Source organism: Paraeggerthella sp. Marseille-Q4926, from assembly GCF_916618935.1.
GTDB lineage: Bacteria > Actinomycetota > Coriobacteriia > Coriobacteriales > Eggerthellaceae > Paraeggerthella > Paraeggerthella hominis.
This window is the reverse complement of record NZ_CAKAKF010000004.1, coordinates 17,792-43,173: the sequence shown is the minus strand read 5'-3', so window position 1 is coordinate 43,173 and position 25,382 is coordinate 17,792. Positions and strand designations below refer to the sequence as shown.

The 25,382-nt window shown below is 61.6% G+C and carries 24 protein-coding genes; 16 read left to right on the top strand and 8 right to left on the bottom strand.

The annotated features are described in order from the left end of the window. Window positions 1–168: 168 nt before the first annotated feature. Window positions 169–1,938, top strand: coding sequence for a GGDEF domain-containing protein (locus LG373_RS08755; RefSeq protein WP_225749583.1), 1,770 nt, complete (start codon window positions 169–171; stop codon window positions 1,936–1,938). A 98-nt stretch (window positions 1,939–2,036) separates the two neighbouring features. Here LG373_RS08755 and galE read toward each other — a convergent pair whose 3' ends face one another. Together galE and LG373_RS08745 are read right to left on the bottom strand one after the other, a co-directional pair. Then, complete coding sequence (galE, locus tag LG373_RS08750) at window positions 2,037–3,173, bottom strand: UDP-glucose 4-epimerase GalE (RefSeq protein WP_225749582.1); 1,137 nt, start codon at window positions 3,171–3,173, stop codon at window positions 2,037–2,039. Between the two features lie 80 nt (window positions 3,174–3,253). Continuing rightward, entirely contained in the window at window positions 3,254–3,475 is a 222-nt protein-coding gene (locus LG373_RS08745) for a hypothetical protein (protein ID WP_225749581.1), read from the bottom strand. Between the two features lie 257 nt (window positions 3,476–3,732). On the opposite strand from LG373_RS08745, the gene LG373_RS08740 reads away from it, so the two are divergent. Continuing rightward, complete coding sequence (locus tag LG373_RS08740; RefSeq protein WP_216529192.1) at window positions 3,733–5,145, top strand: phosphoglucosamine mutase; 1,413 nt, start codon at window positions 3,733–3,735, stop codon at window positions 5,143–5,145. A 132-nt stretch (window positions 5,146–5,277) separates the two neighbouring features. Here LG373_RS08740 and LG373_RS08735 read toward each other — a convergent pair whose 3' ends face one another. After that, window positions 5,278–5,763 (bottom strand): hypothetical protein, encoded by a 486-nt coding sequence (locus LG373_RS08735; RefSeq protein ID WP_225749580.1) that lies wholly within the window; start codon window positions 5,761–5,763, stop codon window positions 5,278–5,280. Window positions 5,764–5,879: 116 nt separating this feature from the next. Between LG373_RS08735 and LG373_RS08730 the strand changes: the two genes are divergently transcribed. From LG373_RS08730 to LG373_RS08685, 10 genes are all read left to right on the top strand, one after another. Continuing rightward, the gene (locus LG373_RS08730; RefSeq protein WP_114566631.1) at window positions 5,880–6,134 is read left to right on the top strand and encodes a dynein gamma chain protein; all 255 of its coding nucleotides are present in this window, start codon (window positions 5,880–5,882) and stop codon (window positions 6,132–6,134) included. An 11-nt stretch (window positions 6,135–6,145) separates the two neighbouring features. Then, window positions 6,146–6,568 carry a nickel-responsive transcriptional regulator NikR gene (gene nikR / locus LG373_RS08725; protein WP_114566630.1) on the top strand — a complete coding sequence of 141 codons (423 nt, stop codon included), beginning with the start codon at window positions 6,146–6,148 and terminating at the stop codon, window positions 6,566–6,568. Window positions 6,569–6,576: 8 nt separating this feature from the next. After that, window positions 6,577–7,599, top strand: coding sequence for a hydrogenase expression/formation protein HypE (hypE, locus tag LG373_RS08720; RefSeq protein WP_225749579.1), 1,023 nt, complete (start codon window positions 6,577–6,579; stop codon window positions 7,597–7,599). A gap of 210 nt (window positions 7,600–7,809) precedes the next feature. Further along, on the top strand, window positions 7,810–7,998 hold the full coding sequence (locus LG373_RS08715; protein ID WP_114566628.1) for an ATP-binding protein: 189 nt from the start codon (window positions 7,810–7,812) through the stop codon (window positions 7,996–7,998). Between the two features lie 546 nt (window positions 7,999–8,544). Continuing rightward, on the top strand, window positions 8,545–10,455 hold the full coding sequence (dnaK, locus tag LG373_RS08710; protein ID WP_225749578.1) for a molecular chaperone DnaK: 1,911 nt from the start codon (window positions 8,545–8,547) through the stop codon (window positions 10,453–10,455). Window positions 10,456–10,460: 5 nt separating this feature from the next. Next, window positions 10,461–11,213, top strand: a complete 753-nt coding sequence (locus LG373_RS08705; RefSeq protein ID WP_114566626.1) for a nucleotide exchange factor GrpE — start codon at window positions 10,461–10,463, stop codon at window positions 11,211–11,213. Window positions 11,214–11,332: 119 nt separating this feature from the next. Continuing rightward, window positions 11,333–12,283, top strand: a complete 951-nt coding sequence (locus LG373_RS08700) for a DnaJ C-terminal domain-containing protein (protein ID WP_114566625.1) — start codon at window positions 11,333–11,335, stop codon at window positions 12,281–12,283. Continuing rightward, window positions 12,280–12,672: a heat shock protein transcriptional repressor HspR gene (locus tag LG373_RS08695; RefSeq protein ID WP_114566624.1), complete on the top strand. Its 393-nt coding sequence runs from the start codon at window positions 12,280–12,282 to the stop codon at window positions 12,670–12,672. Before LG373_RS08700 ends, LG373_RS08695 begins: the two co-directional genes overlap by 4 nt. Before the next feature lie 44 nt (window positions 12,673–12,716). Beyond that, the gene (gene clpB / locus LG373_RS08690; RefSeq protein ID WP_225749577.1) at window positions 12,717–15,374 is read left to right on the top strand and encodes an ATP-dependent chaperone ClpB; all 2,658 of its coding nucleotides are present in this window, start codon (window positions 12,717–12,719) and stop codon (window positions 15,372–15,374) included. Window positions 15,375–15,625: 251 nt separating this feature from the next. Then, window positions 15,626–16,057, top strand: a complete 432-nt coding sequence (locus LG373_RS08685) for a universal stress protein (protein WP_114566622.1) — start codon at window positions 15,626–15,628, stop codon at window positions 16,055–16,057. Window positions 16,058–16,333: 276 nt separating this feature from the next. Here LG373_RS08685 and LG373_RS08680 read toward each other — a convergent pair whose 3' ends face one another. The 4 genes from LG373_RS08680 to LG373_RS08665 form a co-directional block, all read right to left on the bottom strand. Further along, window positions 16,334–16,813 (bottom strand): rhodanese-like domain-containing protein, encoded by a 480-nt coding sequence (locus tag LG373_RS08680; protein ID WP_225749576.1) that lies wholly within the window; start codon window positions 16,811–16,813, stop codon window positions 16,334–16,336. A 227-nt stretch (window positions 16,814–17,040) separates the two neighbouring features. Beyond that, window positions 17,041–17,907: an RNA methyltransferase gene (locus tag LG373_RS08675; protein ID WP_216529194.1), complete on the bottom strand. Its 867-nt coding sequence runs from the start codon at window positions 17,905–17,907 to the stop codon at window positions 17,041–17,043. A 14-nt stretch (window positions 17,908–17,921) separates the two neighbouring features. Then, complete coding sequence (locus LG373_RS08670) at window positions 17,922–18,560, bottom strand: cysteine hydrolase family protein (protein WP_216529195.1); 639 nt, start codon at window positions 18,558–18,560, stop codon at window positions 17,922–17,924. Beyond that, the gene (locus tag LG373_RS08665) at window positions 18,557–19,231 is read right to left on the bottom strand and encodes a Crp/Fnr family transcriptional regulator (RefSeq protein ID WP_114566619.1); all 675 of its coding nucleotides are present in this window, start codon (window positions 19,229–19,231) and stop codon (window positions 18,557–18,559) included. Before LG373_RS08665 ends, LG373_RS08670 begins: the two co-directional genes overlap by 4 nt. 151 nt (window positions 19,232–19,382) lie before the next feature. On the opposite strand from LG373_RS08665, the gene hcp reads away from it, so the two are divergent. The 3 genes from hcp to LG373_RS08650 all read left to right on the top strand — a co-directional run bounded on the left by hcp (window position 19,383) and on the right by LG373_RS08650 (window position 23,042). Then, the gene (gene hcp, locus LG373_RS08660; RefSeq protein WP_225749575.1) at window positions 19,383–21,014 is read left to right on the top strand and encodes a hydroxylamine reductase; all 1,632 of its coding nucleotides are present in this window, start codon (window positions 19,383–19,385) and stop codon (window positions 21,012–21,014) included. A gap of 291 nt (window positions 21,015–21,305) precedes the next feature. Further along, a complete protein-coding gene (gene mazG, locus LG373_RS08655; RefSeq protein WP_225749574.1) occupies window positions 21,306–22,238 on the top strand; it encodes a nucleoside triphosphate pyrophosphohydrolase in 933 nt (310 codons plus the stop codon). A 45-nt stretch (window positions 22,239–22,283) separates the two neighbouring features. Beyond that, window positions 22,284–23,042: a GTP pyrophosphokinase family protein gene (locus LG373_RS08650; protein WP_225749573.1), complete on the top strand. Its 759-nt coding sequence runs from the start codon at window positions 22,284–22,286 to the stop codon at window positions 23,040–23,042. A gap of 128 nt (window positions 23,043–23,170) precedes the next feature. Here LG373_RS08650 and LG373_RS08645 read toward each other — a convergent pair whose 3' ends face one another. Further along, on the bottom strand, window positions 23,171–24,160 hold the full coding sequence (locus LG373_RS08645; RefSeq protein ID WP_225749572.1) for a TDT family transporter: 990 nt from the start codon (window positions 24,158–24,160) through the stop codon (window positions 23,171–23,173). Window positions 24,161–24,380: 220 nt separating this feature from the next. Between LG373_RS08645 and LG373_RS08640 the strand changes: the two genes are divergently transcribed. After that, window positions 24,381–25,277, top strand: coding sequence for a LysR family transcriptional regulator (locus tag LG373_RS08640; RefSeq protein ID WP_225749571.1), 897 nt, complete (start codon window positions 24,381–24,383; stop codon window positions 25,275–25,277). Window positions 25,278–25,382 lie beyond the last annotated feature (105 nt).

Here is a 25,382-nt window from a genome sequence, read left to right as displayed (position 1 = left end):
TTGCGGGGCATCTTGTCCGATGGGGTGTATAATCGCTACAACCTTGCCCCTTCTGGACAGTCGTGAGATGTTGGTGTCGTGAACATGCGGTGGAAATATAAGGGTGTCATGCGGCGACTCGTCGGATGGGATTCGCCGTATTTTTCGCGTACTCTTATTGCGCTCGGCTTGTCTGTAGCGATAGTCGGAGTGGTCATATTCGGCATTTTCAACTCGTTTTCCCGCTTTCTGAATGCCGAATTCGTCGTGATGACAACCGAGAGCATGAGCGACTATACGCTTGCTCAGAAAGTGGAGGTTGAATCTTCCATCCACGAAACGCGCGGCGTTCTTTCGTCTATGCGTGCGCTTGCCGAATCCATCGATCTTGAATCTCAGGGTGAGATGTACGCGACGTACTTGCAGTCGTGGAACGAGAAGGGGCTGTTTCGGGTTGTTTACTCTTCCATAGAGGAATTGGAAGCAGGCTTGGAAGTCAACGTTCTTTGGAAGGACGAGCAGATCGACATTCTCACTCGACTGAAAGCAGGCCAGTCGGTGGTTTCCGAGGTACGCAAATCCGAGCGCTACGACGGCTACTATTATAGTGTTGCAGAGCCGGTGGTGAAGGACGACCGCGTGGTTGCCGTGCTGAGAAGCGTGGTCGATGCTTCCACGTTGCTGCAAACAAGCCAGGAGGACACCCAGGTTACGTTGATATCCTCGCTGCTGGTTAAAAAAGACGGATCCATCATTCCCGTGCGCCAAAATACGGAAGGATTGGCCGGGGTCAATCTGTTCGAGCTGCTGGAAGAGCGCGGGTGCTCGCTGCAGGCCGTGGATCAGGTGCGCTCGGGCATTCAAAAAGACAACGAAGTGATAACCACCGTGATCGGCTCCGATGGCGGCTCGACCGTGTTTATGACGATAGCGCCGTTAGGGATCAACGATTGGAATATCGTCAACTTTACCGAAGAGAGCGATCTTGCTCGGCATGCCGAGCATATCCTGGAGGGGACGGTAACAACGGGCGCCTCGCTGGTTGGCGTTGGCGTTGCTGCGTGCGTGATCATGGTTTTTGCGGTGGGCGGCATTCGTCGTCGAGCGCGTCGCGATGCGGAGCGCTATACGGTGCTCGCCGAGTTCTCCGATACCGTACTGCTTGAATATTCGTACGCGACCGACGTTCTTGAGCTGACGCCGAACGCGCGCGAGGTGTTTCGGTTGGAGGAGCTGTCGGCTCAGTCCTATCTTGAGCGCGGACGGTCTTTGATCGACGTGTGCGAAGATGACTACGACGCTCTAGTTGAAGCGCTTGAAAACCCGCATCCAAGCGAGACGCGCGTGGTGCTGTGCCGCGTTCGGTCGATTTTGGACGAGTATCGCTGGTTCAGCTTCACGTTCCGCTATTTGTACGAGGGGTCGCAGCCGTATCGCGCGGTCGTGAAGATTGTCGATGTCGACGACCAGCGGAAAAAAGAAGAGCGACTCGAACATCGGCTGAGGCTTGACGGGCTGACCGGCGTGCTAAACAAACTTGCCGTTCAGGAGCGCATAGAGACTATGCTCAACGCAGGTGATCCCGGCATCCTGTTCGTGATCGATGTGGACGATTTCAAGCTGGTGAATGATTCGTACGGTCATTTGGCGGGCGACCGCGCACTTGCGACCATCGCTCGGGTGCTTCGCGAGGTCTTCGATCGGCGCGGGGTTGTCGGTCGAGTGGGCGGGGACGAGTTCGCGGCGTTCGTTTTGTCGGACGACGGGCTTTCCGATGCTCGGGAAATTCAGGCCACTTTGCGCGCACAAGCGAAGGCGGTCTCCCTTGAGATGGGATTCGACTTGGGAATGAGCGTTGGCACGGCGTTTTTCCCGCAGGACGGCAAAACCTACCAAGAGCTTTTCGATGCTGCCGACAGCGCAATGTACGAAGAAAAGCGAGACAAAGACTCCCTGTAGATGAGCGAGGGCGGTGCAGGGCGGGAGGGGTTAAGCCTTGCTTCCGTCGATGTCAAAAGAAAAAGAAGGGGCCGAGGCCCCTTCTTTGCTGCGGTGCGCTATGCGGTGGCGTAACCGTCGGGATTCGTGGACTGCCAACGCCAGCTGTCGGCGCACATGCGGTCCAGATCGTACTGCGCGACCCATCCCAGCTCTTCGCGCGCCTTGTCGCAAGCTGCGTAGTTCACCGCTACGTCGCCTGCACGGCGCGGCTTGATTTCGTACGGCAGCTTCTTGCCGCACGCACGCTCGAATGCGTGCACGACGTCGAGCACGCTCGACCCGGTGCCGGTGCCCAGATTGAAGATGCCCACGCCGCGGCGCGTTCCGTCCTCTGCCGGCGTTCCGGCCAGCGTTCCCGCGGTGCTCGCCTTGCCGGTGCCCACTTTGCCGCCCATCCAATCGAGCGCTGCCACGTGCCCGCGTGCCAGGTCGACTACGTGGATGTAATCGCGCACGCCCGTGCCGTCGTGCGTGGGGTAGTCGTCGCCGAACACGCCGACGCATTCCAGCTTGCCGACGGCAACTTGCGCAACGTACGGCAGCAGGTTGTTCGGGATGCCCTTCGGGTCTTCGCCGATCAGGCCGCTCTCGTGCGCACCGATGGGGTTGAAGTAGCGAAGCAGCACGACGTTCCATTCGTTGTCGCCTACGTACAGGTCGGTCAGCACCTGCTCGAGCATGCTTTTCGTCCAGCCGTAGGGGTTGGTCGCGTCGTGCTTCGGGCAATCTTCGGTGATGGGAATGAACTCCGGCTCGCCGTACACGGTGGCGCTCGACGAGAATACGATGTTCTTCACGCCATGGTCGCGCGCGACCTCGCACAGGGCCAGCGTGCCCGCGAAGTTGTTCCAGTAGTATTCGAGCGGCTTTTGCACGCTTTCGCCTACGGCCTTGAATCCGGCAAAGTGGATGATGGCGTCTATCTCGTTTTCCTCGAAGATGGCGGCTAAGGCGCTGCGGTCCAGGATGTTTGCTTCGTAGAATGCCAAGCGATCGTCGTCGGCGGCAAGTCCGGTGATGCTACGAACGCGGTCGACCGCGACGGCGCTCGAATTGCTCAGGTCGTCGACGATGACCACGCGGTATCCTTGATTCAGCAGCTCCACGCACGTATGGCTACCGATGAACCCGGCGCCTCCCGTGACAAGCACGCAAGTTTCCTCGTGGCTCTTGGCAAGGTTCCTGTTCGCCATGGCTGTCTCCTCTCCCGTGGATGAGCGCGTGCGCATCCGTTCAGTTCGTCTTTCGTGCGAGGCGTTGCTTTCTCGCATGTTTATAATACCAGCTTGCGGGCGTGTTTTTCCTCGAACCCGCCAAAGCAACATGCCCTTGCTGTGCCGCTGCCGTGCTGGCGGCGGCCATCGCTGGCGCTGTGCGGGCCCTTGTTTGCCTGCAAAACGTGCCCTTGCTTGATGAAGAACGGTCCTTGTTCGGCAATATTATCCTTGACAAAGGATAATATTGCCGTTAAAGTACTACGTGATGAAACGACCAACTTCTCCGGTTTCCTCGTTTCACTCGTCCAAGCGCAGACCGCCTCCCCCGCGGTCTGCGCTTGCGTTTGGGCCGGGGCGGCTGGCCGGCCAAATCCCGCCGCCGCGAAGCAGTTCCTCGAAGCAGCAGCGCCTTCTCATCCGCCTCTTTTGCGTTGGCTTGGTCCGATCGATGCCGATTTGTCTATAATGAACAGCAGTATGCCTTGCACGTGGCCGGGCGCTTTGCGCTTCGGCACCCATAAGGAAAGGAAGTTTCGTGGCAGACATTCACTTCGGCACCGATGGATGGCGCGCTATCATCGGCGAAGACTTCACGAGCGATAACCTGGTGCGCGTCGTGGACGCGGCCGCTCGTATGTTCAAGGAAGACGCGGTGGCGGCCGGCCGACCGGCTGACGCGCCGGGCACGTTGATCGTCGGTCATGATTGCCGTCAGGATGCGCATGCCTACGCGCAGTTGGCGGCCGAGGTTGCTGCGACGCAGGGCTTTGCGGTCAAGCTGACGCAGGATTACTGCCCCACGCCCACGCTGTGCTGGTCCGTGGCGCAGGACGCCGACGCGGTGGGCGGCATCATGCTCACCAGCAGTCACAACCCGGCTGAATACCTGGGCGTCAAGTTGCGTATGGCCGACGGCGGCGCGGCGGGCAAGGACTTCACCGATCGCGTGGAGGCGGCGTTCGTCGACGAGCCTCTTGAAGCTCGCGGAACGTATGAGACGGTGGATCTCATGACGCCGTACCTGGCTACGCTGAAAGAGCGCGTTGACGTCGAGGCTATCCGCAGCGCCAACTTGCGCGTGGTGGTGGACCCGCTGTACGGAGCGGGTCGCCTGTACCTGGCGAATCTGCTGCGCGATCTGGGCGTTGAGGTGTGCGAGATCAACAATGCCGAGGATCCCACGTTCGACGGGCTGCACCCCGAGCCCATTCCGCCCTGGGTTGACCGCTGCTTGGCGAAGGTTCCCGAACTGGGCTACGATGCCGGCTTTATCAACGACGGCGATGCCGATCGTATCGGCGCGGTGGACGAGCACGGCAATTTTGTGAACCCGCACCGCATCATCACGCTGATTACGTCGCATCTGGCCGAGGACAAGGGCCTTTCCGGCCGCGTTGTGTCCACCATCACGGCGTCGGCCATGCTGGCTCGCCAGTGCAAGCGCTTGGGCCTGGAGCTGACCAGCACGCCCGTGGGCTTCAAGTGGATTTACGCCGAGATGGAGAAGGGCGACGTCATGCTGGGCGGCGAGGAGTCCGGCGGCATCGGCATTCCCGGCCACGTCATGGAGCGCGACGGCCTGCTCATGGCGTTGCTGCTGTGCGAAACCATGGCGCAGCGCGGCATGAGCCTGGGCCAGCTGGTGGACGACATGTTCCAGAAGGTGGGCAAGCTGGAGTTCGAGCGCCAGGGTCTTACCATCACCGACGAGCAGATGGCGAATTTCCGCGCGAACATCGTGCCGAGCTACGCACCCGAAAACGTGTGCGGGAAAAAGGTCGTCGACGTCGATCGTCGCGACGGCGTGAAGTTTTACCTGGAAGGCGATGCATGGGTGATGATGCGCCCCTCCGGCACCGAGCCGCTCGTGCGCATTTACGCCGAAGCCGAAACCGTGGACGAGGTGCGCGATCTTCTTGCTGCTGCTGCGGAAGTGGTGACGGCTTAATTTTCGAGGACGCGTTTCGCGTTGCAAGGAGGGCCGGCTTCGGCCGGCTCTCCCGATGGGAAGCGGGACCGGTAAGACGAGATAGGGCGGAGGGGCAAGGTCGGTGACGTAGCCCCTCCGCCTCGCTCGGCTTTACCGGTCCCGCCCTTTTGCGTCGCCCCGTTTGGGAAGCTTCTTGAGCAGGGCCCAGGCCACTTGTTTTTCTTGGCCGTCGTCGAGCATGCGGGAAAACGACCGGAACGCCACGCAGGTGCGTCCGAAAACGCGGCTCGCTTTTCCCGGAACGGCTTTGCATCGGTACGTCTCGCAAAGCGCCTTAAGAGCGGCCTCGTCGGTTGCGACAAGGCAGAGCGGGTCCACGCCTTCGATCAGCAAAAACAGCGCTTGGCTGTCAAGGGGCGTTCCCTCGGGGGCTAACGTTGCGAACAGGCAGGCATCGCGCCCGTACCCGAGGGCTGCGGCGGAGCTGTTCAGCGCATTGCGACTGCGCTCGTCAAGCTGTTGCGTGCTCAGCACGCACACGAGCCCCGAGCGCGCGCCGCTCAGGTGGGCTCCGAACAGCTCCCACGCTTCATCCAATGCGACCTCGTACATGTTACCGTTTGCAGATTTTTTCACACTGTCCCTTGCGGTCCATTCTGGTTCGCCGTATAACAATCATGATAGCAAGAAACGGGCAGCTTGCGCCGCGCTTCCTGCAAGGGGCGGTTGCCGTACGATAAAGGAGGCTCGCTATGTGCACGAACGGTATCAACACGGGTCAGTTCGAGCAGATGATCGACCAGATCGACGACCATATTAAGCTGGAGCGCCGTTGGGCGCACTCCCTTGGGCATACGGCGGGCGATGCCGGCTACGCTACTGTCAGCGAGAAGCTGCATGCGGCGCAGGCGCTGCTCGACGATGTGCGCGCGTTGCTCGACGAGGCCAAGGACGCCCTTGAGGACGACGCCGAGTCGGCGGGCGGCGTTACCGTCAGCCTGGTGTAAGCGGAGCATCCATGGGCAATGATCTTATGCGGTTCTCGGTTGCAATGCCCGAGGATTTGCTTGTTCGATTCGACCAGCTGGTAGCGCGTCGCGGCCTGGCGAAGAACCGCAGCGAAGTCGTGCGCGACTTGGTGCGGGATGCGCTGGTGGAAGACGAATGCTCCACGCCCGGCGTTGAGGTGGTGGGCACGATCACCATCGTGTTCGATCACCATGCAAGCGATTTGCAAGAGAAGCTGCACGCCATCCAGCACGAGTATTTTCAGGAAATCGTTTCCTCGATGCACGTCCATCTGGATGCGCACAATTGCCTGGAGGTCATCGTGGTGCGCGGTGAAACAGGCTTGGTGCAGGATATCGCGAACCTTATTCTGGGCACGAAGGGCGTGCAGAACGGTCGTCTGGTCGTAACTACGACCGGGCAGTATATGTAGGGAGCAGTATGGACACGACGGTCATGTTGGGCCACGGCAGTGGCGGTACCATGATGAAACGCATCATAGACGAAGTTTTCTTCGCGGCGTACGCCGGAGACGAGCTGTTGCGCGGTGACGATGCGGCGGTGCTGCCCGCCCCTGCTCCGGGCGAGCGCTTGGCGTTTTCGACCGACAGCTTCGTGGTTACTCCGCATTTTTTCCCCGGCGGCGATATCGGTCGTTTGGCCGTGTGCGGCACGGTGAACGATGTGGCTACAAGCGGCGCAACGCCACGCTATCTGAGCTGCGGATTCGTGCTGGAAGAGGGATTTCCCATCGAGGATTTGAAGCGCATTTGCGCATCGATGGCCGAATGCGCTCGCGAAGCGGGCGTTGCGCTGGTCACCGGCGACACGAAGGTGGTCAACCGCGGTCATGGCGATGGGGTGTACATCAACACCTCGGGCGTGGGCACGCTTCCCGAAGGCATCGACCTGGGCGGGTCGCGGTGCCAGCCTGGCGATAAAGTGCTGGTCACGGGAACCTTGGGCGATCACGGCATCACCATCATGAGCTGTCGCGAATCTCTTTCGTTCTCGGCCGACCTGAAAAGCGACGCCGCGCCCCTCAACCATTTGATCGCCGACGTGCTTGCGGCGGCTCCTTCTACGCGCTGCTTCCGCGACCCTACGCGCGGCGGTTTGGCGTCTACGCTGAACGAGCTTGCGGCGCAGTCGGGGACCGACATCACGATCGAAGAGGATGCCGTTCCCGTAAAGCCTGCCGTACAGGGCGCGTGCGACATGCTGGGTTACGACGTGCTTCAGGTGGCGAACGAGGGCAAAATGGTGTGCGTGGTAGCCGCCGATCAGGCCGAAGCCGCGTTGGCTGCCATGCGTGCGAACCGCTACGGTGCCGACGCCGCCATGATCGGAGAGGTTACCGCTGCGCAGCCGGAACGCGGCTCCAAGGTGTTCTTGCGCACGGCTTTCGGCGGCACGCGCATCCTCGACATGCTGGTGGGGGAACAACTGCCCAGAATTTGCTAGATATTCGAAGCCGTTCTTGTTGAAGCGGGACTTGAAAGCGCCGCGCGGTTGTCGATGGTAAATCGACGGCGCTTTTCGCGCCGCACCCTGAGAATTTCACCATTTTTTCTTGCAATCGGCGGGAATAATGGTATCTTGCGGGCATGAAGTTTTGGGGAAGCCCTCCGGCCTTGGCGCTGGGTTGCTTTAAAGACGAGAAGGAGTGTTATCATGGCTCACCCGGTTATCGAAGCCGATGAGTGCATCGGCTGCGGCATCTGCGTCGATGCGTGCCCGCAGGAAGTGCTCGAAGTCGTTGGCGGCGTCGCTGAGGTCGTGAACGAGGACGCCTGCATCGCATGCGGCGATTGCGTTGAAGAGTGCCCCATGGGCGCCATTCCCGAGGTTGTCGAAGAGTAACTTCCTCACTCGGACTGCTCGCTTGAGCGAATTTGAAGCTCCCGTCTCCTTCGCAGGAGGCGGGAGCTTTTTTGCGTTCGGAGCTAGCCGCGCAACGCTTTCGGTCGGCGGGCCTTCATCCGGTTGTCCCGGCGCTTCTGGCCGCCGGTGCTGCCGCCGCTTCGCGCCCGGCTTTTCATTCTTGCGCGGGCTGCGCCGTTGCTTCGCGGGCTGGTCCGCGGTCTTGTGAACTTGTCGGAAGCGTCGGCCTTGCAACAGGTGCGTGCATGCTGCGTAACAAGTGCCGAATTGCCCCTGAAGGAGTTGCTGCGGTGTCTATAGTTGGCGTGTTGAAATAACTTGTGTGACAAATTGGTAACTAACTTGACAACCAAAGACTTAGATTATATATTCCAAAACATCGAAAGCGGATTGAGCGTCGAGGCAGCACCTTTTGCTTGGTCCTTGCTGACGACCGCGCGCTCCCGAGCGCGCATTGCGTGCGAATACAACAACTGCTGACACGTGAACATTGGTTACAAACTCCAACAGAGAGGAAGCATGATAATGGGTAAGATTCTAGGCATCGACTTGGGCACCACGAACTCCGCCATGGCCGTGATGGAGGGTTCCGAGCCCGAAATCCTCGTCAACGCCGAGGGCGACCGCACCACGCCGTCCGTCGAAGGCTTCCGCAAGGACGGCGAGCGCGTGGTGGGCAAGGCCGCGAAGAACCAGGCCGTCACCAATCCCGAGAACACGGTTGCATCCGTGAAGCGCTTCATCGGCCGTTCCTTCAACGAGACGGGCGAAGAGCAGAAGACCGTCAGCTACAAGGTCCAGAAGGGCAAGGACGGTCGTGCGGTCGTCGACATCGACGGCAAGGACTACACGCCGGAGGAAATCTCCGCCATGGTTCTGCAGAAGCTCAAGAACGACGCCGAGAAGCAGCTGGGCGGCCCGGTGACCCAGGCGGTCATCACGGTTCCCGCGTACTTCAACGACGCTCAGCGCCAGGCCACCAAGGATTCCGGCAAGATCGCGGGCCTCGAAGTGCTTCGCATCATCAACGAGCCGACGGCCGCTGCGCTGGCCTACGGCCTTGACAAGACCAACAAGGACGAGAAGATCCTCGTCTTCGACCTGGGCGGCGGCACGTTCGACGTGTCCATTCTCGAGCTGGGCGACGGCGTATTCGAGGTTGCGGCTACCGCAGGCGACAACCACCTGGGCGGCGACGACTGGGACCAGCGCGTCATCGACTGGATGGCTGATAAGTTCAAGGCTGAAAACGGCATTGACCTGCGTGCCGACAAGATGGCTCTGCAGCGTCTGAAGGAAGCCGCCGAGAAGGCGAAGATGGAACTGTCCTCCACCACGCAGGCCAACATCAACCTGCCCTTCATCACGGCTGACGCGTCCGGCCCGAAGCACCTGGACTACACGCTGACCCGCGCTGAGTTCGAGCGCATCACGAAGGACCTGCTGGATCGCGTTCGCACCCCTGTCGAGCGCGCGCTCAAGGACGCGGGCCTCAAGTCCGGCGACCTTGACGAGGTCATTCTGGTGGGCGGCTCCACCCGTATGCCCGCCGTGCAGGACATCGTGAAGAAGCTCACCGGCAAGGACCCGAACATGTCCGTGAACCCGGACGAGGTCGTGGCCATGGGCGCTGCCGTCCAGGGCGGCGTGCTGGCTGGCGACGTCGAGGGCATCCTGCTGCTGGACGTGACCCCGCTTTCGCTGGGCGTCGAGACCATGGGCGGCGTGATGACCAAGATGATCGACCGCAACACCACCATCCCGACCCGCAAGACCGAGATCTACTCCACCGCGTCGGACAACCAGACGTCGGTCGAGGTCCACGTCCTGCAGGGCGAGCGTCAGATGGCGGGCGACAACAAGACGCTGGGCAAGTTCCAGCTGACCGGTATCCCCGCGGCTCGTCGCGGCGTGCCTCAGATCGAGGTTACGTTCGACATCGACGCCAACGGCATCGTGAACGTGTCGGCCAAGGACCTGGGCACCGGCAAGCAGCAGCAGATCACCATCTCCGGTTCCACCGCGCTGAACGACGACGAGGTCGAGCGCATGGTGAAGGATGCCGAGCAGCATGCTGAAGAGGACAGGAAGCGCAAGGAAGAAGTCGAGATCCGCAATAACGCCGACGCTTTGGTGAACGCTACCGAGCAGACGCTGGCCGAAGTGGGCGACAAGGCTCCGGCTGACGTGAAGGCTGCTGCCGAAGAGGCCATCGCCGAGGCGAAGACGGCTCTGGAGGGCTCCGATATGGATGCCATCAAGGCTGCGACCGAGAAGATGCAGCAGGCCGGGTACAAGCTGGCCGAGGTTGTGTACTCCACCGAGGGCGCCGCTGCCGGTGCCGGTGCGGCTGCCGCTGAAACGGCTCCCGCTGACGACACCATTGAAGCTGACTACGAGGTTGTCGAAGACGACGACACGAAGGAAGGGAAGTAATCGCCATGGCCCAGCCGAGCACACCCTCGCCGGCGCGCGCGGCGCAAGGCGAAGGCAAGCAGATCCCCATTGAAGACGTTCGCGCTGCTGCCGAGGAGTCTCAGCAGCAGGGACGCGATGCCAACGCGGGCGACGGCGCCCCCTCCTCTTCCGACGCCGTGGCCGATGCTGTCCCGGTCGATCCGCAAGGATCGGCCGAGGGCGGCGCCCCTGGAGCGGCTTCGGCCGAAGGCGCCGAGGCTGCTGCGGAAGCCCAGCCGACCAACGACGAGCTGGTCGCCCAGGCCCAGGCGGAAGCGCGCGAGTGGCAGGACAAGTTCATGCGCTTGCATGCCGAGTGGGATACGTACCGTCGCCGCACGACCGAGCAGCGCGAAGTCGAGAAAGCGCGCGCTACGGAGAAGCTTGTTTCCGGGCTGATCCCCGTCATCGACGACTTCGAGCGCACTATCGACTACGCAGCCAAGAACGGTGAAACAGGACTGTTCGACGGCGTGAAGGCGGTGCATGCGAAGTTCGTCGGCGTGTTGACGAAGGACGGCGTGCAGGTTATCGATCCGGCGGGCGAGGCGTTTGATGCGCTGGAAGCCCAGGCGGTTGCCACGGTCGATGACGCAAGCGTCCCCGACGAAACGGTGAGCGAAGTGTACCAAAAGGGTTACAAGATGGGATCAAAGGTCTTGAGACCCGCAATGGTGACCGTTACCACCGGCGGACCAAAACGCGAAAAGCCGCAGGAAGACGCGGAAAAGAAGTAAAGCAACGGCAAGCGGGCGACACCATACGGTAGCCCGCTTTTGCTTAATGATGAACAGGTAACAGCGAGGCTTCGGCGCGATGTCGTGGGCCTCCTCACATTGAAAGGAAGGTGGAGCGCATGTCGGCCACTCCCGACTATTACAAGACGCTGGGCGTTCCACGCACGGCGACGGCCGATGAGATAAAGAAGGCGTTCCGCAAGCTGGCACGAACGCACCATCCCGACGCCGGCGGCGACGAAGCGAAGTTCAAGGAGATCAACGAGGCGTACGAGGTTCTTTCCGACGACAAGAAGCGCAAGCTGTACGACCAGTACGGCACGGCAAACGAGAACCATATTCCCCAAGGCTGGGGCGGCGGTGCCGTGAACGTCGAAGACATCTTCGGCGGCGGCGCGGGTGGCTTCGGCAGCTGGGCCGATATTCTGGAGAGCATTCGCCACGGAGAAGGGGCCTTCGGTTCCGATTGGGACTTCAACGGCTCCGGTTTCGGCGGCGCCCGCCAGCCGCGCCCGCGCAAGGGCCAGGACATGAACGTGACGTTGAACGTGACGTTCGACGAGGCGTTTTCGGGTGCCGAGAAGCGCGTGACCGTGCGCGTTCCGGGCCGCGGCGAATCGGAAACCTTGACGGTGAAGATTCCGGCCGGCGCCGTCGACGGCGGTCGTCTGCGCTTCAAGGGCAAGGGCGGTCCGGGCGAAAACGGCGGCGCATCGGGCGACTTGCTGATCACCACCAAGATCGACGAGCATCCCTACTACAGCCGCAAGGGCGCCGACGTGCTCATGGACGTGCCGGTAAGCGTGGCCGAGGCAGCGCTGGGCGCGAGCGTGGTGGTTCCCACGCCCGACGGCACGAAGGTGCGCGTGAAGGTTCCCGCCGGCACGCAGGACGACACCGTTCTGACCGTGCGCGGCAAGGGCGCTCCCAAGGTGAAGGGCGAGGGCTCGGGCGATCTGAAAATTGCCGTCAAGGTGCTGGTTCCGAAGGAAATGAACGAAGGCCAGAAGAAGGCTATGGAAGATTACCTGGCTGCGACGACGGAAGACGTGAGGAGCTGGGCGCAATGAGCGAACGTACCGACCGCAACCGCCCGCTGTACATGATCAGCGTGGCCGCGCAGCTGGCTGGCGTGCATCCCCAGACCTTGCGTGCGTATGAGCAGAAGGGCCTCGTGTCTCCGCAGCGCACCAGCGGCAACACCCGCATGTACTCGCAAGCGGACATCGAGCGCCTGGAGCTTATTAACGAGCTGACGGGCGAGGGCATCAACTTGGCAGGCGTCATCCGCATTCTGGATTTGCAGGGGCGCCTTGACGAGCGCGACAACGAACTTGACGACCTGCACAAACGCGTTCGCCGCCTGGCCGACCGCGTGCACGAGCTGGAAACGCGCGAGAGCGTCAGCGCCCTGGTGCGCGTTTCCGACCTGCCGCCCTCGTTTCGACAGCTACCCTAGCTAGACTTGCTTTTGCCATAGACGAAAGCGAAGGAGGAACGTATATGAACATGGGCAACTTGAACAAGCTGGCCCTCAGCGCGCAGGAGGCGCTTCAGCAGACGATCGTGATCGCTTCTGAAGCCGAGGCCTCCCAGGCGGAACCGATCCACATGCTGAAGGCATTGCTCGAATCGAAGGAAAACAATCTGTCCGCTATCATCAAGCGCATCGGCGCGGAGCCTTTCCAGCTGCTTGCCAACGTGGATGCCGAGATTCAGCGCATGCCGAAGGTCAGCTCCAACAACAACATGATGATGAGCGGCATTCCCGGTCCCGCTTTGCTGGGCGTGATCGACAATGCGGTGAAGGTGGCTGAAAAGCTGGGAGACAGCTACGCTACAAGCGAGCACCTGCTGATCGCCCTGTCCGAAGACAAGGGCGCGGCGGGCAAGGTTTTGAGCGTGGCGGGCGTAACGCGCAAGACCATCGAAGCCGCCTACGATGAGCTGCGCGGCGACACGCGCGTGACCGACCAGCAGAATAAAGTGCAGTTCGAGGCGTTGGAGCAGTACGGCCAGAACCTGACCCAGCAGGCGCGCGAAGGCAAGCTGGACCCGGTGATCGGCCGCGCCGAGGAAATCCGCCGCACTGTGCAGGTGCTGAGCCGCCGCACGAAGAACAACCCCGTGCTCATCGGCGAGCCGGGAACGGGCAAAACGGCCATCGTCGAAGGTCTGGCGCAGCGCATCGTGGCAGGGGACGTCCCCTCCAGCTTGAAGGATCGCGACATCATCACGCTGGACCTGAGCGCGATGCTGGCCGGCGCCAAGTACCGCGGCGAGTTCGAGGATCGCTTGAAGGCCGTGCTGCGCGAAGTCAAGCAGAGCGAAGGCCGCATCATCCTGTTCATCGACGAGCTGCACACCATCGTGGGCGCCGGTTCCACGGGCGACAGCTCCATGGACGCGGGCAACATGCTGAAGCCCGCCCTCGCCCGCGGCGAGCTGCACGCGATTGGCGCGACCACGCTTGACGAGTACCGAAAGTACATCGAGAAGGACGCCGCTTTGGAGCGTCGTTTCCAGCCGGTGCTGGTCAGCGAGCCTACGGTCGAGGACACCATCGCTATCCTGCGCGGCCTTAAGGAAAAGTACGAGATCCATCACGGCGTGCGCATCACCGATAGCGCCATCGTTGCCGCGGCCGAGCTTTCGAACCGCTATATCTCCGATCGATTCCTGCCTGACAAGGCCATCGACCTCATGGACGAGGCTGCCAGCCGCCTGCGCATCGAGATCGACTCCATGCCGGAAGAGGTCGACGCTGCCGAGCGCAAGCTCACGCAGATGCAGATCGAGGAGCAGGCGCTCATGAAGGAGAGCGACGAGGCTTCCCGCGAGCGTCTTGACGTGCTGCGTCGTGAAATCGCGTCGGCTCGTGAGGACTTGGACAAGCGCAAGGCCGAATGGCAGAACGAGAAGGACGCGATCGAGAGCGTGCAGAACCTCAAGCTGGAGCTGGAAGGCGCCCAGCTTGAAGAGGAGCGCGCCACGCGCGAGGGCGATCTAGTGAAGGCATCCGAAATTCGCTACGCGCGCATTCCCGCATTGCAGCAGCAGCTGCATGCCGCCGAGGAAGCGCTCAACGTCAAGCAGCAGGACGGGGCTATCCTGAAAGAGGAAGTCTCCGACGACGAGATTGCCGAAGTGGTGTCCACCTGGACCGGCATCCCCGTGCAGAAGATGATGCAGGGCGAAATGGCGAAGCTGGTCGACCTTGAGGATAAGCTGCACGAGCGCGTGGTGGGCCAGGACGAGGCCGTGTCCTCGGTTGCCGGCGCTATTCGACGCAACCGCGCGGGCCTGTCCGACCCGGATCGTCCCATCGGCAGCTTCCTGTTCCTGGGCCCGACGGGCGTGGGCAAGACGGAGCTGGCCAAGGCGCTGGCGGAATACCTGTTCGACAGCGAGAAGGCCATGGTGCGCATCGACATGTCCGAGTACATGGAGAAGTTCAGCGTGCAGCGCTTGATCGGCGCGCCTCCGGGATACGTGGGCTACGACGAAGGCGGCCAATTGACCGAGGCCGTGCGCCGCAAGCCGTACAGCGTCATTTTGCTGGACGAGATCGAAAAGGCCCACCCGGACGTGTTCAACATCTTGCTGCAGGTGCTCGATGACGGCCGCTTGACGGACGGGCAGGGCCGCGTGGTGTCGTTCAAGAACTCGATCATCATCATGACCAGCAACGTGGGGTCGCAGTTCATTCGCGAATTTGCCGAGCATGGCGACGAGAAGGCCATGAAGCAGGCCATCGACGGCGCGCTGCGCGCGACGTTTAGGCCCGAGTTCATCAACCGTATCGACGACGTGGTGGTGTTCAACGCGCTCAACATGACGAACATCGAGCCTATCGTCGATCTGCAGCTTGAGGAAGTGCGCGCGCGTTTGGCGGATCGTCGCATCACGCTCGATGTGACGCCTGCCGCGATGGAGCACTTGTCCATCGACGGTTACGATCCCATCTTCGGAGCGCGCCCGCTCAAGCGCCTCATCCAGCGCGAGATCGTGGACCGTATCGCGCAAAAGGTGGTCGAGGGCAATCTGCGCGACCGCAGCCACGTGCTGATCGGCATCGACCAGGACGGCAACTACGAATGCACGGTTGAAGATCCCCTGGACTTCGACAGCTTGACCTTGGATGCGACGCCTATCGACTAGCGTATCTTTTCATGCGAACGAGCGAAGGGTCCGGCATTGCCGGGCCCTTCGCGGTTGCAGGGCCGGTCGGGGCAGCGGGACGAAGGTTGGGAGCAGGGCGGCAAGGTGGGGGAGCGGGCGGATTTCCCGAATTGCTTTCGCTACGCTCACGTTACCTGTTTTCCGTGGTCAGAGTAGGGAAAAAGTCTTATACTGAAGGGGAAGCAGAGGCGGTGGGCTCAGGGCCTGCCGCGACCGAAAGGGGGCCGATTATGGCTGTGAACAACCTGCTTGTTGCGTTCGACGAATCCGAGGGCGGACGCCGCGCTCTGGATATGGCCGTCAGCTTGGCCGAAGTCAATCCCGCGGTGCATATCGACATCGCGTACGTCGTTCCCATCCCGTTGCTGGACGAGAGCCAGATGGCCAGCTTCAAAGAGATTCTCGACATGATGATTTCCGACGGGGAAGACTTGCTTGCCGAAGCGGTTGCGGACGTGCGCGAGGATGTGGCGGCTCGCATCGACTCCTTGTTGCTGACGGGCACGAACCCTGCCACCGAAATTCTCAAACTGGTCGATCAGCGCGAGTACGACCTGGTGGTTGTGGGAAATCGCGGTTTGAGCGGCCTTAAAGAGTACTTGGGCAGCGTGAGTCACAAAATACTGCACGGCTCCAAGATTCCGGTGCTGGTTGCAAAGTAAGCGCACGTCTTGCATGGATTCGCCAACGTGCGGACGGCTTGCCCCGTCCGCACGTTTTTTTGTGGCTCGTGCATGGCGGGTCGGCACTCGCCATGCGTCGGTGGCGTTGCGGCGCAATCCTGTGGTTCAGGATCATGGGCTCGGGCATTAGGTTCGCCTTGCAGGGCCGTGCGCTTCCCGCAGCTGGTCGTGCGGAACAGTTTGCCCATACCCGTCCACGTGTCTGCTTGAGCGGGACGCGCACGGCCCTGCAAGGCGAACCTGTAACCTTGGAATCTAGCTGCCGTTCGGTTGGGAACCTGCAACTGTTTCCCCGTGCCAGTCGATGATGCCTCCCATGTCGGTTACGTTTTTGTACCCCAGCGATACCAGCTTCTCGGCGGCCTGCCTGCTGCGCACTCCCGAGCGGCAATAGATCAGCAGCTCGGCATCCGGGTCCGTCAGCTCGGCGGGTTGCTGGTCGCCGATGGTCTCAACGGGAATGTTGATGGCACCGGGGATGTGTCGTTCGGCGTATTCCTTTGGTGTGCGCACGTCGACTACGGTGACGCCTCCTTGCTCGATCAAGCCTTGGGCCTCGATGGAATCTATGGTTCGATGCGCGTTGGATGATGCGTCGGATTCGCTCGTGCGCTCCATGCTTGTTCCTTCCTGGGTTGACGACGGGTTCGAGCAGGCGACAAGCGCCAGCAGCCCTGCTGTTGCAAGGACGGCAAGGCTCAGTGCCAGGCCGAGGCGTTTCGTTCGAAGGTTCACGGTCTTTGCTCCTTATCTGCCGGTACAGTATGTACGTGCAATAACTGTAACTTTAGCAAGTACAGATTGGGGAGTCAATAAAACAATAGCGAATGACTATGGAATTCATAGGTGCCGCATGCTTTCGTTTGCGGCGGCCGAGCGATTCCTATGCTTGAGCGGTTGTCGCGCGGGCGATCCCCGGCTGGCGCGGTGCTGGCGATGCGGCTTGCGGCTCGTCGTTGGCCTTAGCGCGCCGACGGACGTGCGCGCAGCTCCCAGAAGGCTACCGCGCTCGCCGCAGCTACGTTGAGCGAATCCACGCCATGGGCCATGGGGATGCGCACCGTGTAGTCGCAGCGTGCGATGGTGCTGCGGGAAAGGCCGTCGCCTTCCGTTCCCAGCACGATGGCCAGCTTTTCCTCGGTGGCAAGAGCGGGGTCGTCAAGCGATACGGAATCGTCGGAAAGAGCCATGGCGGCCGTTTTGAAGCCCAAACTGTGCAGCAGGGGGACGCCCTCTTCCGCCCAGGTGCTGTGGCCCGTTGCTCGGGCGGCGTCATCGTCTCCGATGCGGGTCCAAGGTACTTGGAACACGGTTCCCATAGAAACGCGCACGGCGCGCCGGTACAGCGGGTCGTAGCACGAGGGCGTGACCAGCACCGCATCTAAGTTCAGCGCTGCGGCGGAGCGGAAGATGGCTCCCACGTTGGTGTGGTTCGTAATGTCTTCGAGCACCGCGATGCGCCGAGCGTTGGCAACTACGTCGGCAACGCTGCGCGGCTTGGGGCGACGGAAGGCGGCCAGCGCGCCGCGGGTCAGCTCGAAGCCGGTGAGTTTCGCCAGCTCGTCGTGCGGTGCGACGAACACGGGCACCTCGGGGTGATCGAGGGCGATGCGATCGATGACGGGCTGCAAAGCGGGAACCCATTTCGCCTCCATGAGCATCGACAGCGGCTCCAAGCCGGCTTCGAGCGCTCGCTCGATGACCTTTCCCGACTCGGCGATGAATATGCCTTTCTCGGGTTCGAGCTTGCTGCGCAGCTGCGCTTCGGTCAGGCGCGCGTACGCGTCGAGCCGGGGGTCTTCGAGCACGTCGATCTCTAGCAGGGGCATGGGTACCTTCTTCCTTAAGCGTTGCGCTGCGCTGCGCGCGCGTTGGCTGCCGTGTCGCGAACGTCGGCCAAGCCGCGGTCGCAGAACTCCTCGCACGTCATGATGTGCGCCCCGATGTGGGCCATGTCCTGGATGTTGGCCGCTTGCACGGCGGGGGAGCGCGATGACGTGCAGTCCTCCACGACCACCACGTTGTAGTCGAGCGACAGCGCGTCGTAGCAGCTGGTCCGGATGCAGTTCGGCGTGGTGGTGCCCGTGAGGACCACGGTGGTGATGCCCAGCCTTCTGAGCGTCAGGTCGAGCGACGTGTTGAAGAACGCCGAGAAGCGCGGCTTCACCAGCACGCGGTCGCCCGGTTGCGGCGCGAGCGGCGCCGGTTCCTCAAGCGAGCGCGGGCTTGCGCATGCGGTCGATACCGGCTTGCCGCCTTCGGCCCACGCTTCGTGTCGGCAGGCTTCCACGTCCGATCCGTCTTCGGCGTACGAGCGCACCACGTGAAACACGGGCATCCCCCTGCGCCTGGCCGCATCCAGCGCGCGGGCGCAGGCGGGCACCGTGGCGGCTGCGCCCGCTACGCACAAAGACGATGACGCGTCGATGAATCCATGCTGCATGTCGATGATCAGCAATGCGGCGGTGCGGGGGTTGATCATAGGGCGCTCCCTCGGGTGATTTCGAATTGGCTTTTATGATAATCGATCAAGCCCTCCCGCTTCATGCGGGAAAGCTCGGCGCACATGGCGCTGCGGTCGATTGACAGGTAATCGGCCAGCTCTTGCCTGTCAAACGGGATGGTGAACCGATGCCCTCCGGCCATCTCGGCCTGGTCGGACAAATACGACAAGAGTTTCGCCCGCGTTGTGCGTTTGGACGTGTGCTCGATCTTGCGGGTGAGCGCATGCGTTCGCCGCGCTACCACGCCCAGCACGTTGCGAATGAGCTGCGCGTGGAACGCGCAGGAGGTGGGGCACATGGTGGTAACGCGGCCTACGTCCATGAACAGGATCGTTGTTTCCTCGGCGGCTATTACGTTGATGTCGTAGGCAAGATCCTGCTCGCAGGCGTACACCTCGCCGAAGGATTGCCCCGGACCGAAGGATGCAAGGATGCTGCGGTTTCCCCACCAGTCTTCTTTTTCGAGCCGAACCGACCCTTCCAGCACCAAGCCCATGGTCGACGAGGTGTCTCCTATGCGAAAGACGGCCGATCCTTTGGGGTAGCTGCGCTGGTGCGCGCCCAGGCATTGCAGCATGGAGTCGACGTGCTGCGGATCGATGCCGTGGAACAGGGGCGAGCGGTTGATCAGATGGGCGTAGCGGTCCATTGTGCTCCTTTGTTGGAATTACAACGGAAAGCATAGCGGTTGTGTCGTAGGGTTGCAACTACGCAAGACGAGAGCGGGCGAGCGCGTTCTGGTTTCGCGGCGCATGCTGCGGACCGAGGGAGGCGCGGACCCTCGAAAGAGAGGAAGAGCAATGACGGATGCGAATGCAATGTTTTGCTTCCAGTGCGAGCAGACCATAGGGTGCAGCGGTTGCACGGGCGCTGCGGGAGCGTGCGGCAAGCAAGCTTCCACCGCCCAGGTGCAAGACGAGCTGACGGGCGCGCTCGTGGGCCTGGCGCGTACGGTGCGTGCGGCGGGCGTGACGGGCGATGCTCGACGCGCGGCCGACGATCTGGTGATGGAAGGGCTGTTCGCCACGTTGACGAACGTGGACTTCGACGATGCGGAGCTGGAATCGCTTGTACGGCTCGCTCGCGCGCAGAAGGCGCTCATAGCTGCGGATGCGGGCATGGATCAGGCTCCCGACCTGGACTTGCGTGAAGTTTGGAATGATCTGGAAGACGTGCGCTCGCTCAGGTCGCTTGTGCTGTTCGGCTTGCGCGGGATGGCCGCGTATGCGTATCATGCTGCGGTTTTGGGGTATCGGGACGAAGCCGTGTCCTCGTTCATGCACGAGGGGCTTGAGGGGGTTGCCGTTGCGCAGGCCGACGAGCTGCTGCCGCTGGCGCTCATGGTAGGCGAAGTGAATCTGCGCTGCATGGAACTGCTCGACCAGGCGAACACGCAAACGTTCGGCACCCCCGAGCCCACCACCGTGTCGCGCACGGTGGAAGCGGGTCCGTTTATTGTGGCAACCGGTCATGACCTGCATGATTTGAAGCTGCTGCTCGACCAGACGGCTGGCCGCGGCGTGAACGTCTACACGCACGGAGAGCTGCTTCCCGCGCATGCGTATCCGCTGTTCAAGCAGTATCCGCATCTCAAGGGGAACCTGGGAACGGCCTGGCAGAACCAGCGCGACGAGTTTGCGGAGCTGCCCGCACCCATCCTGTTCACCACGAACTGCCTCATGCCGCCGGCATCCTCCTATGCCGATCGCGTATTCACGACCGGCGTGGTGGCGTATCCGGGTGCCGCGCACATCGGTGCTGCGGAAGATGGCAGCAAGGACTTCGGCCCCGTCATCGAGCGCGCGCTCGAGCTGGGCGGGTTCGCCGAGCCGCGCGTATTCGCAGCTATCGAAGGCTCGCGCGGGGAGAGCGCCGGCGCCGACGCGTCGCTTGTGACCGGGTTTGGCCACGGCACTATCCTGGGAGTTGCAGACACGGTGGTCGATGCGGTGAAGCAGGGCGCTATCAGCCATTTCTTCCTGGTGGGCGGATGCGACGGCGCGCGCCCCGGGCGCAGCTACTTCCGCGAGTTCGTGCAGAAGACCCCCGAGGACAGCATCGTGCTGACGCTTGCGTGCGGGAAGTTTCGCTTCAACGATCTGGACCTGGGATCTATCGGCGGCCTGCCGCGCCTTATGGACATGGGGCAGTGCAACGACGCGTACGGCGCGATCAAGGTTGCCGTGGCGCTGGCCGAGGCGTTCGAGTGCGGCGTGAACGATCTGCCGCTGACGCTGGTTCTGTCGTGGTACGAGCAGAAGGCCGTCTGCATCCTGTTGACCCTGCTGCACCTGGGGATCAAGGGCATCTACCTGGGCCCGACGTTGCCGGCGTTCGTTTCTCCCGCCGTGCTTGACGTGCTGGTGCGCGAATTCGACGTGCATCCCGTGGGCGATCCGGAGCACGATCTTGCCGCGATTCTGAAGGCGTAGGCAGGTGAGGGCATAGGGCTTTCGCGGCCGGGGCTGCTGCTGTTGGAGCGCAGCCCCGGCCGCATTGCTTGCGGGGCGCGCGTCGCGTGCGACATGCGGCGCGTCGTGCGAACCCCGCGCCCTGCCGCACGTCGCTGTCCAGCGTGCTCCCGCGCCCTGTTGCCGCGCCCTGTCGCCGCGCGTCGCGTGCGGTTGATTTTCGTGCGTTTTCGGTTCCTGCGGCATCGTTGGTTTCGTTTTGACGGCGAGGGGTATACTGCTGGGCAGAAGAACAGCAGAAAGGACCGTCCCATGACCGTATCCCGTCGCGAATCCGCGCTTGACATTGCCGCCCATCCGATCGAGCATCCGTCGTTTGACCAGTTCGTTGCCACTATCGCTGCCTTGCGCGCGCCCGATGGCTGCCCGTGGGATCGCGAGCAAACTCATCAGAGCATCGCGCACAACATGATCGAGGAAGCCTATGAAGCGGTCGATGCTATCGAGGCCGGAGACAACTCCCACCTGCGAGAAGAGCTGGGCGACGTCTTGCTGCAGGTGGTACTGCAAAGCCAGATAGCCTCCGACGCGGGGTCGTTCGACATCAACGACGTATGCTCCGACGTTAATGCGAAAATGGTGCGCCGCCATCCGCATGTGTTCGGGGAGAGCCAGGCCGCCAATGCGGGCGAGGTCTTGGATTTGTGGGATCAGGTGAAGCTTTCCGAAAAAGGAACGGCGGACGAAAGCGCGCAAGCCGACGGCGCTCGTCCTTCGGGGCTTCTGGACGGCGTCCCCACCAGCTTCCCCGCGCTTATGCAGGCTCAGAAGATTTCGCGCAAAGCAGCTTCGGCTGGATTCGAATGGAAAACCCTTGAGGACGTGTGGGCCAAGGTGGACGAAGAGGTGGCCGAGCTTCGCGAGGCGTACGCGGCAGCCCCCAAGGCTTCGAACGGGAAGATCGATGCGAGCGCGGCCGACCCCCGCGCTGCGCAATTGGCCGCAGCCGTCGAGCTCGAGTTCGGCGACGTGCTGTTCAGCCTGGTGAACGTAGCGCGCCGCATGGGCGTGGACGGCGAAGGGGCCTTGCGTGCAACCTGCGCGAAGTTCCGCGCTCGGTGGTCGTTCATGGAGGGCGCGGCATGGGCGCAGGGCCGCCGCATCGAGGACTTTTCCGCCGATGAGCTTGAAGCGCTGTGGGAAGAAGCAAAGGCTGCGTTAGCCGGTGCGAGCCCTTCGATGTAGGCTATCATACGACCTTTACCGCGTACTGTTGTAAGGAGCATTGTCATGGAGGTGGCGTTCGGCGTGAAAGACGAACCCTTGTTTTCGGGTGAACGGGCTGATCAGAACGGGTCCGTGGAAGAAGGAGGGATCCGGCCGGCGTTTCGTTCGACCGATGATTTGCGCGGGCCCATGGACGACCTGTGGCGCCTGCGCGAGGCTGAGGCGAAAACGCGCGAGATCATTCAGAAGTACCAGGCTGCTATGCGTGAAATGCAGGTGCGGTTCGAGATTTTGGACCAGGATCTCAACCTCAAGAAGAATCGCAATCCCATTCACCACATCGAATCGCGCATCAAGAAGCCCGCGAGCATTTTCGAGAAGCTGGAGCGTTACGGAAAAGAGCCCACGCTCGAGAACATGGAACGCTACATCATGGACATCGCGGGCGTGCGGGTGATCTGCTCGTACATCCACGACGTATACAACCTGCTGGAGCTGCTTCAGAAACAAGACGACCTGTCCATCGTCACGGTGAAGGACTACATTGCAAGTCCGAAGCCCAACGGATACCGCAGTTTGCACGTGATCGTGCGAATTCCCGTGTACTTCCTTGACAAGAAAGAGTTCATTCCCGTGGAAGTGCAGCTGCGCACGATCGCCATGGATTTCTGGGCCAGCCTCGAGCATGATCTCAAGTACAAGGCGGTGCGCGAGGTGGAGGGGCTTGACTCGTATGCCGAGTTGAAGGATTGCAGCCGGATTATCGAGGATGTCGAGGCCCGCATGCAGGTGCTCGCTCGCAGCCTGGAGATGGGCAAGTAGCTGCTTGTCGCGTTAAGCGGCAAACGGCAAACGGCAAGAGAAGAGGGCCGTTTGCGCCTGCGACGCGTTTGCGCGCAGCATGCATACGGCCCTCTTCGATCCTTCGGAGGTCGGAGGTCGGAGGTCGGCTAGTTGTCGAAGTTCTCCGAGAAGCGGGCGATTTGCTGGTTCTCTTGCAGCACGGCGGCGCTTTGCGGCTGCTCGATGCGGCGCACGAAGAAGCGAACGTAGTGGCTGAAAACGTACGCCACCATGACAATCGCAATGGCCGTTTCCGCAACGAACAGCAGGTCGAGCGCTTCGGGCAGGGCGACGCCGCTTGCTCGGAAGAAGAACAGGGCCTTCCCCAGCGCCGTTGCCGTGATCACAAACGGAAACGTCATGGCGGCGTAGCTTGGGTAGAACCGAAGGCGCAGAAGGCGGGGCAGTTTCGACAGCACCAGGACGAACAGGGCTTGCGCCAGCACCAGCATCGCGGCTACGAACAGGGGGTTGGGGTCGGCTGCGGTTGCCAGGTACCCTACAAGCGACAGGCTCATGGGCGCCGTGTAGATGCAGAACAGCGGGCGCGCTGCCTCGGGAATTTCATGCTTGGCGTAGCGGTAGGTCACCAGCGCAAGCAGCACCAGGTAACAGGCGAATCCGAACCAGAACAACATGTGACCGGCACCCGTCATTGCAAATGTAGGTGACGTGACCGAGGCCACGACGATTCCCACGTAGCAGATAAAGTAGGTGGGGAATACCTCGTGCAGTTTGAAATGGGCGATGAACCGCGCGGTGAACCATCCCATAAGGGCCAAGTGCGAGATGACGGCGGCGGCCCAGATGGCGAAGGCGAGTTCGTAGGCGGCGGGCGCCAGGTAAACGGCCAGCTGCATAAGGGTCATGAACAGCGTTGCGCTGACGCTTGCCAGAATGGAGTTATGCAGGTCGTCGCGAATCATGTTGGGGAACAGGACGATTTTCGCAGCGAGCAAAGCAATGAGGGCAAACGCGAGCGCGCCGCAAACGACATGGATCGCTTCGGTGTACGGTTGCAGTAGATTGCCCAGCGCTGCCAGGCCGAGCGCGACGCCAGCGGTGGGGATGGGCACTTTTTGTATAACGTTGAGCACGGCTCGCCTTTCTGTTGAGCTTATCGTAAACGAGAATAATTTTGTTGTAGGTGATCTCGCGATGATTCACGCGAAACGCGCAGCTTCCTGACCGAAGGCGCCTTTGGCGTATTCTTCCATACCGTAACAACAAAGGAAACTAATATATATTTATGTAGCAATAAGGTACTGTTATGGCATTGGCGAAAAGCACGATGCTCGATGAAGGGTGGAGGCTCGTATGCAGGACTTTCGCGTAGCAACGTTTTTAACGGTGTGCCGCACGATGAACTACACGCGCGCCGCCGAAGAGCTTAACGTGACACAGCCGGCGGTGTCGCAACATATTGCGTACCTGGAAAAAGCGTACGGCGCCTCTTTGTTCGATTACCGCAACAAGAAGCTTGCGCTTACCGCTGCGGGGCGTATGCTGCGCGATGCCCTGTCCACCATGGCCCATGACGAGGCGTTGCTGCGCGATCGCGTTGCCGAGGCCGTTGCCGGGTCGCGCGTCGATCTGGTTGTGGGCATGACGCTGACGGCGGGCGAGTATTTGGTTGCGGCGCCGCTTGCTGACTTCTTGGTCGAGCACCCGCGGTACCGGGTTACCGTGCGGTCCGGCGGCACGGCGGAACTGCTTGAGCTTTTGGGAATGGGCAAAATAGATTGCGCGTTCGTGGAGGGGTTCTTCGACAAGAGCGCTTACGCTTGGAACGTCTACCGAAGCGAGCGGTTCGTGTGCGTATGCGCGCCGGATCATCGCTTCAGTCAGGATCCGGGGCGGGTGGAGGACCTGTTCGGCGAACATGTGCTGGTGCGCGAGCGGGGCTCGGGCACGCGCGCTGTGCTCGAGCATGCGCTGGCCGCCCGCAATCTTTCCGTCGATGGTTTCAGCCAGGTGAGCGTGGTGGAGAGCCTCGATATTATCAAGGTGTTCGTACAGCGGGATATGGGGATCGCGTTTCTGTACGAGGCTGCGGTTGACCGGGAGCTGCGCGAAGGAACGCTGCGCGCCGTCGAGCTGGAAGGCTTCTCCGTGGAGCATGACATAGCCTTCATACGGCTGCGCAACAGCATTTTCGAGCAGGAATTCCAGTACCTGTTCGATTGCCTTGCCGGTTCCGGTTCGCACACGTAGCGTTGCTGTGGGATGCAGGCTCGGCACGATCTTTTTTTCGCGTACGGAAACTTCTTGACTTGGAGCCTGCTCCAATAGGTATGATTTTTCTTGTCACCGAATACA